The 8,889-nt window shown below is 31.8% G+C and carries 4 protein-coding genes and 1 pseudogene; 4 read left to right on the top strand and 1 reads right to left on the bottom strand.

Features of this window, described 5'->3' with window-relative positions; translation table 11 throughout:
* Positions 1–524 (bottom strand): AAA family ATPase (locus NE054_RS05805; protein WP_297889713.1); only part of this gene is annotated, 524 nt, incomplete at its 3' end.
* Positions 525–632: 108 nt separating this feature from the next.
* Here NE054_RS05805 and NE054_RS05800 point away from each other — a divergent pair.
* The 4 genes and pseudogenes from NE054_RS05800 to NE054_RS05785 all read left to right on the top strand — a co-directional run.
* Positions 633–1,517: pseudogene (locus NE054_RS05800) on the top strand (transposase); the annotation flags it as partial.
* 52 nt (positions 1,518–1,569) lie between these two features.
* Positions 1,570–4,977 carry a helicase-related protein gene (locus NE054_RS05795; protein ID WP_297889710.1) on the top strand — a complete coding sequence of 1,136 codons (3,408 nt, stop codon included), beginning with the start codon at positions 1,570–1,572 and terminating at the stop codon, positions 4,975–4,977.
* An 11-nt stretch (positions 4,978–4,988) separates the two neighbouring features.
* Entirely contained in the window at positions 4,989–8,558 is a 3,570-nt protein-coding gene (locus tag NE054_RS05790; RefSeq protein WP_297889707.1) for an Eco57I restriction-modification methylase domain-containing protein, read from the top strand.
* A complete protein-coding gene (locus tag NE054_RS05785) occupies positions 8,542–8,802 on the top strand; it encodes a hypothetical protein (protein WP_297889704.1) in 261 nt (86 codons plus the stop codon). The genes NE054_RS05790 and NE054_RS05785 overlap by 17 nt, the downstream gene beginning before the upstream one ends.
* Positions 8,803–8,889 lie beyond the last annotated feature (87 nt).

Below are 8,889 nucleotides of genomic sequence, written 5' to 3'. Positions count from 1 at the left end.
ATCTCAAAGAATTTTTTGAGTACTTCTCTGTTGTTTTTTGCTTTTTGTGTATCTTCTATTACATCCAGTATTGGTTTGTCGTACTCGTCTATCAGGACTACCACTTTTTGGCTGTGTTTTTCATATAGTTTTTTGATTAGTTCTTCAAACTTTAACTGAATTAGTTCTTCTTTTAAAACAATTTCATAGGTTTCAGCTATTGAGTTTAGTATTGAATTTATTGATTTTCTAAGGTTTTCTTCTGAATCAGTGGATGCTTTACTTAAATCTATCCTTACAACCGGATGTTTTTTATCCCAATCCCAGTTATCATACAGGTACAGACCTTTAAACAGTTCTTTATTTCCACTAAACGCTTCTTTGAGTGTATCTATAAATAAAGATTTTCCAAATCTTCTTGGTCTACTTAGAAAGTAGTATCCACCGTTTTCAAGTTTTTTTACAAAAGGTGTTTTGTCTACATAGTAATGATTTTCTTCTATTATTTTGCTAAATGTTTGTATTCCTATTGGTAGTTTTTTCATTGTTATCACCACAGACTGTTTTATAACCTGATTTTTTTATAAACTTGTTGAAAAACTATATCATTTGATTATATCATATTTACATGAAGAACTGATTTATATGTTGATTTAGTATATGAAGACTTCAAGCCAATACAACAACCTATTGGAGATTACAAAGTTGGGATTGATATAGGTTTAGATGAATTGATTTGTATCGTAAGTGATAATCCAAAACTTAAAAGTTTTATTGTATCTGGGAAAGAAATTAAATCCTTTAACCAATGGTTTAATAAAGAAAAGAGTAAATTACAAAGTGAAATAGACAAGCTAACAAACTCAATGAAAAAAGGAATAAACATAGATATACAGAAGTTAGAAAATCTAAAAGTGAAAATAAAACAACTACACGCATACCGTTACAGATGGATACACAACAACTTCCACAAAATATCAAGAAGATTGGTAAATATTTTATATCAAACAGGACATAGGATTATATACATAGGTAAAAATGCAATGGAGAGTAAAAATGGAATAAAATTAGGTTCAAAAACAAATCAACACTTTGTAAACATACCATACAGAAAGCTTATAAACCTAATCACATACAAAGCAAGACAGTTAGGTATTGAAGTTATAGAAGTAGATGAAGCTTACACATCAAAAAGTTCACCGTTTAGTGATGTGATAACTATACAAAAGACACATAATAAAACATTATGTAATGGAGAGAGAAAAGGTAACATATTTAAGGATTTTGTAGTTAACAAGGTATTTCATGCGGATTTAGTAGGGGCTTTGAATATTTTAAGGGTAGGTTTAAAACAGAAAGTATTGGGATTTTATGAAAACTTAAAGGTAGTTTTTATTAAGTTATGTAATCCGGTGAAGGTAAAGTTAATAGACTTTATCTACAAAGTATCTCCTGAGTCCTTATGGATAGGGAGTAGTAGAGATAACGGGTGGACGGAAAAACTTAATCATATGATACAATTTGAAATCTATGATTAGGTTTTTCTGTACCTAATTTCTAAGCAAAAACCAAGAGCAATAGGAGAACAATGTGTTTATAACAAACGATGATGAGAAAAACTTAGAAAAAAGACTAAAAGAACTTATCCAGTATAGTAGTGAACTTAACTTTTTGGTTGGATTTTTTTACTTTTCTGGAATACATGCTTTGTATGAAACTTTAAAGGATTTGGATGATAAAGGAAAACTAAAGGAAGAATTTTTAAAGGTCCTTGTAGGACTGAATGTGGATACAGCAAACTATGGTATATACGAATATGCTAAATACTCAGATAGGATTAATCATAGTGAGATAAAAAATGAGTTTTTGCAGTCAATAGAAAGGGCTTTTACATCAAAGGAGCTTGATAAGAAGGAATTCTATCAACAGGTAGAGTTTTTTAAGAAGTTGTTGGCAGAAGGGAAGATAATTATAAGAAAGACAAGACATCCTAACCACTCAAAACTGTATATATTCACAATGAATGACCCTACTGTCTTAAAAGGTTTTTTTATCACAGGTAGTAGTAATCTAACATTAGCTGGATTAAGAAGTCAAAATGAATTCAATGTAGAGATAAAGGATTACGGCTTTAAAGAAGCTAAGAAATACTTTGATGAGCTGTGGGATAAAGCAATTGAGATAGATAAAAAAGATGTATTAAGTGTGATAGAAAATAAAACATTTTTCAGAGAAATCACTCCTTATATGGCTTATGTTTACATTTTAAAAACATACCTTGAGAGCCACGAAGGAAAATACAAAACAGATGAGCTAATAAAACTCCTTGAATCAAAAGGCTACAAAGCATACGACTATCAACTTTCCGCTGTATCTCAAGCTGTTTCTACAATAGGACTACACAGTGGAGTTATAATTGCTGATGTAGTAGGATTAGGTAAAACTGTAATTGCATCTCTTATAGCAAAAGCATTAGGAAAAAGGGGCATAGTAATCGCACCACCACACCTAACAGGTGATGATAATGAAAAATACGGATGGACAAAGTATATAAAAGATTTTAAGCTCCACGATTGGAAAGTTTTCTCTTCTGGAAAACTTAAAGATGCTTTTGAGTATGTAAAAAATAATCCGGATATCCAAGTGGTTATAGTAGATGAAGCACACAGGTTTAGAAATGAAGATACGGTAAGTTATCACTACTTAAAGGAGATTTGCAGAGGCAAATCGGTTATTCTTCTATCAGCAACACCGTTTAATAACAGACCATCGGATATATTCTCACTTTTGAAACTCTTTACAGTTCCAAAAAAGTCAACCATCGTATATGATGAAGACCTTGAAAGAAGATTTAACAGGTATAAAAGTCTATTTCACAAACTCTTTTATATCGTAAAATACCACAACCACAAAGGTAAAAGTCAAAAAAGAGCTTTAAGGTATTACAAAGAAATATTCGGTGAAGAAGTAAAAGCAATAACAGATAATGAACTTAAAAAGGTAGAACAAGAATCAAAAAGACTTGCAAAGGAAATAAAATCTATCATTTCACCAGTTTTGATAAGAAGAAACAGATTAGACCTAAAATACTATGCTGATAGTGAACACATAGAATATCCAGTTGTCAAAGACCCAATAGAAGCTTTCTTTGAATTAACACATGAGCAGAACGATTTCTACGATGAAGTAATACATGCTTTTTCTCCATCAGGAGCGGGCGGTAAATTTAAAGGAGCCGCATATGTGCCAAGTTTATATGAAAAAGGAATTACACAGGAGCATTTTGAAGAAGAACTTGAATCTATGGAAGAAGATAAAAAACTAAAAGGAGAAGAATCTTTTTTAGTCCTATATCAGAAAAACCTTTACGACTTTATGAGAAGGCTTTTAGTCAAAAGATTTGAAAGTAGTGTAGGAGCTTTCTACCAAACACTTGAAAACTTTATACAAGTCTTTCAATCAGCATTAGATTTTGCAAAAAGAACAGGTAAATTTATTCTTGATAGAAAATTGATGGACGATTTGTATGATGAGGAAGATGAAGAAAAAATACTGGAAGAACTTAAAAAGTATCAAGAAGAAATCAAAGAAGGGAAGAAAAATCCAGAATATTACAAAATCTACGATATAAACAACTTTAAGTTTAAAGATAAGTTTCTCCAAGATATCCAATCGGATATAAATCTGTTTAAATATTTCAAAGAAAGGATTGAAGATTTAAACTTCTTAAATGACGACCCAAAAGTAAAAGAATTGATAAAGGTTATAAAGGATTACATAGAAAAAGGAAGAAAGATAGTTATATTTACAGAATACAGAGACACAGCAAGATATCTCAAACCTATATTGGAAAAAGAGTTTAAAGACCAAGTTTTAACCGTAATTGACAACATTAATAATAACATTCTACAAGAACTATCAAACAACTTTGACGCACAGGTTGTGTTAAAGAACAAAAACGAAGAAGAGTTTAAAAATAAGAAGATGACACAAATCGGTAAATACAATATCCTACTCACAACAGATAGACTATCAGAAGGATTTAACCTAAACATGGCTGGAGTGATTATAAACTACGATATACCTTGGAACCCTGTTAGAGTTATCCAGAGAGTAGGAAGGATAAACCGTATTGGAAAAAAGGTCTATGATGAGATATACATAGTAAACTTCTTTCCAACCGAAAAAGGAGCGGATTATGTAAAATCAAGACAGATAGCACAAACCAAAATGTTTATGATACACAATGTCTTAGGAGAAGATGCAAAGATATTTAGCCCTGATGAAAAACCAGAGCCATCTAAACTATACAAAAAACTAAACACTTTACCTGATGAAGGAGAAGAAGAAAGCTTTATAACGAAAGTAAGAAAAGAGTATGAAGAAATAAAAAAGAAAGACCCACAAGTAATAAAACATCTGCAGGAACTACCAAAGAGAATAAAGGTTGCAAAGGAATCAGACAAAAACGAGCTTATAGTTTTCATACAAAAAGGAAAAGACATATTCATAGGCTACAAAGATTACAGCGAAAGATTTCCTAAGATAATAACCTTTGAAGAAGCGATTGATAAAGTAAAAGCGGACAAAAACCAAAAACCACTAAAATGGACAGATGAAGCTTGGGAACATTACGGCCAGATTTTAGAGAAAAATCAGTTTTATTTAGAAAGAGGAGGAAAGCCTAAGGATTCCATTGAATCAGCCATAAGAACATTAACACTTATAAAAGACTCAAAAAAACAGGAGATTGAACCCTATAAGTTATTTATAGATGCACTCATCAAAGACTTAATAACCTACAGAACACTTTCCCAGTACATCATCAAAAGAATATCCAACATAGAAAAATACATAGGAAAGAATACAGAAAAGATAATCTCTTCACTTGAAGAGATAAAACAAGAAATAGGAGAAGACTTTTTAGACAAAATAAACAAAGATATCTTAGACCAAGAAGAATCAGTGGTAATAGCGGTAGAAAACATAAAAACATAGGAGGCTGTAAGATGGAAGAACTACTCGAAGAATTAGTGAAAAACTTTTCTATTGATAATCTAAAAAATGTAGTTGAAAAGAAATTTAAAGATTTAGAAGGTTATATAAATCAAACCAAAACAAGCATTATGAACGATATTGATGAAAAATTCTATGATAAGTTTCCTAATGCTTACGAAATAGCTGAAGTAAAACTAAAAGATGAAAAACTGCTAAAAGTATACGCGATAGAAACACTTGGAGAGTTATCAGAAAGGTCCAGTAAGAAACTTCAATTTGACCTTGCAAAGAGTATTCTTAGAAAAGATTTACAAACACATGCAGGTCTTTTTGTGTTTTATGATAAGAATAAAAATTTTAGATTTTCTTTGGTAAAGAAAGTTTATACGGTAGGAAAAACAGAGTTTAGCCATTTCAAAAGATACACTTACTTTGTAGAAAAAGGAAAAACTTACAGAACCTTTATAAAAAATATCACAGAAGGTGATTTTACAACTCTTTCAGGCATAATAGAAGCATTCTCCACTCGACCACTTACAGATGAGTTTTATAAAGAAATACAGGATTGGTTTGCATGGGCTTTGAAACACTCTAAATTTCCATCCGGAATTACCGAAGAAAACTTAATTAGACTTCTTGCAAGGCTTATTTTTGTATGGTTTTTGAAAGAAAAAAAACTTATTCCGCAGTCTATCTTTGATGAAAATTTCTTGGAAAAAACGGTAAAGGATTTTAAAAAATCTGATTGCTACTACAACGCTATTCTCCAAAACCTGTTTTTTGCTACACTAAACAGATATCCAAAAGATAGAGCTTTTGCAAAAGATGGAAGTTTTTTAGAAAATAGGACAGACTTTGGTGTAAAAACTCTCTATAGATACAAAGATAAACTTTTGATATCGGAAAAGGAGTTTTTAAAGATTTTCGAAGAAGTGCCTTTTGTAAACGGTGGACTTTTTGAATGTTTAGATGAAGACAAAAACTATATAGATGGCTTTTCAAGAAGAGAAGACAAAAGGGCAAAACTTCCAGATTTTCTCTTTTTTGGCGATGAAAGAGAAGAAGACCTAAGTGATTTTTATGGAGAGAAAAGGAAAGCAAAAGTAAGAGGACTTATAAACATACTAAAAGACTACAACTTTACAGCTGATGAGTCTTCACCTATAGATATTGAAGTTTCTCTTGACCCAGAACTACTTGGACACATCTTTGAAAACCTTTTGGCATCTTACAACCCAGAAACACAAACAACAGCAAGAAAAGCCACAGGCTCATACTACACTCCAAAAGAAATAGTGGATTTTATGGTTGAAGAATCTTTGGTTGAATATCTCAAAACAAACACAAACATTCCAGAAGATAAGTTAAGAGATATAGTAAGCTATAACGAAAAAGATGCAGGACTAACAGAAGAAGAAAAGAATACTTTACTCAAAGCCATAGACAGTATAAAAATAATTGACCCTGCGGTAGGTTCAGGTGCATTTCCAATGGGCATCGTCCATAAACTCGTTTACATACTAAGCAAAATAGACCCAGAAAATAAACTCTGGTATGAAATCCAATACAACAAAGCACTTGACGAAGTTAAGAATGTGTTAAATATGGATGACAAAGAAGAGAGAGAAAAACTGCTAAAAGAAGTTAACGAAAACTTTGATGAATCTCTAAAATACCCAGACTATGCAAGAAAACTCTATGTAATTGAAAACTCCATCTACGGAGTAGATATACAACCAATAGCCATACAGATAAGTAAATTAAGATTTTTCCTAAGCTTGATAATAGACCAAAAAGTAGATAAAAGCAAGGAAAACTTTGGAATAAAACCACTACCACACCTTGAAACAAAGTTTGTGTGTGCAAACACCTTGATAGGATTGGACAAACCAAAACAAGGCAGTTTATTACCGCTGGAAGTCCAACAACTAAATAAAGAGTTAAGTAATCTGTATAATAAATTTTTCAGAATAAAAACATATATGGAAAAGAAAAGAATAGAAGAAAAAGCAAAAAAGATAAAACAAAGAATAGGAGAGCTTTTATTAAGCTCTGGATGGTCAACTAATGATGTAGAAAAGATTATAAACTTTGATATTTTTTCACAAACCGCAAAAGCAGACTGGTTTGACCCCCAGTGGATGTTTGGATTAAATGATGGCTTTGATATAGTGATAGGAAACCCGCCATATGTAAGACAAGAGAGAATAAAAGATTTAAAACCAATATTAAAAACAAAAGGATATAAAACCTTTACAGGAACAGCTGACTTGTATGTTTACTTTTTTGAAAAAGGCTATAACCTATTAAAAGAGAAAGGAGTATTAAGCTATATAGTCAGCAACAAATGGATAAGAGCAAAATATGGAGAAAAGTTAAGAAAATTTTTAAAAGAAAATACCACACTTATAAAGCTTGTAGACTTTGGAGGCTACAGAGTTTTTGCCCAAACGGTAGATACATGTATAGTGCTATTTAGAAAACAAAAACCACCAAAAGACTGGACATTGTATTATGCTGTGGTGCCATCAGACACAAAAAAACCTATAGAATACATAAACCAAAACTGGAAAAGTATACTACAAAACAAACTCTCAGACAAAGCTTGGACTCTTGGAAATGAAAATGTTTTAGCCCTAAAAGAAAAAATAGAACAAATAGGAAAACCTTTGAAAGATTGGGATGTAAAGATTTACTTTGGTATTAAAACAGGCTTTAACGATGCCTTTATAATAGACACGGAGACAAGAAACAAAATTTTAGCAAACTGTAAGACTGAGGAGGAAAGAAAAAGAACAGAGGAGATAATAAAGCCGGTTTTGAGAGGAAGGGATATTGAAAGGTGGAGGTATAAGTGGGCGGGGTTGTGGGTGATTTTAGCAAAGTTTGGATTTTATAAAGAAGCTCATTTATACCCAGCAGTAGTTGAACATCTATCAAGATATGAACAAGAACTAAAAAACAGAGGTCAGTGTCGTTATACGAGGTCAGGAAAGCAAATAAATAGGGATTATCCTGGACAACATCATTGGCTTGAACTTGATAATAATCCAACAGATGAATACTTAAAGGAATTTGAAAAGGAAAAGATTGTGTGGCAAGAAATAGTTAGAGAACCATCCTTTGCATATGATGATACTATGATTTACTGTGAGGCAACTGCATTTTTGATGACTGGTGAGAATCTAAAATACATCTTGGGAATTCTGAACTCCAAACCTGCAACATTCTTTTTCAGGACTTTCTATGCAGGTGGTGGATTAGGTGAGGAAGGATACAGATATAAAAAAGCATTCTTAGAACAACTACCCTTACCCCCTATAACCCCCCAGAACCAAGCCTTAGTAAAAGAAATAGAAAAGCTTGTAGACCAAATCCTTTCTATTACTCAATCACAAGATTATGAAACAAACCACCAAAAACAAGAGCAAGTAAAAGAGCTTGAAAGACAGATAGACCAGCTTGTATACAAACTCTACAACCTAACAGAAGAAGAGATTAAAATGATTGAAGGAAACAAGCAAAAAGACCAAAATAGTTTAGGCTTTGCTAAAGGGTTTTCAGATGTGGAAATTTGCTAGTATTATTGCCTTTTTGTCAATTCTTATAGGTAATGGTAGCTGTCTTTCTTATACAATGGATAGCAATCAAAATATAGTAAAAGTTAGAGTTAACAAAGTGGTAAGAGTAAACCTTGAACTTATAAGTGGCACAGGTTATGATTGGTTTGTGGAAGAAAATCCATACATACTATTGATTTATGGTTGGAAAATGCTAAAATATTGGGTAAGATTCCAAAAGGTGGGAAAAGATGGATATCGATAAAATTACGGAGAAGCTAAAAGACCTTCTTTTAGCAGAACTAAAAACAGAATTTAGGGAATTTAAGAATGCCGTAACAGGTGAGCTTGC

Source organism: Sulfurihydrogenibium sp., assembly GCF_027448985.1.
Classification (GTDB): Bacteria; Aquificota; Aquificia; order Aquificales; family Hydrogenothermaceae; genus Sulfurihydrogenibium.
Note: the sequence above shows the minus strand (reverse complement) of the source record. Positions and strands in the feature narration are given on the sequence as shown.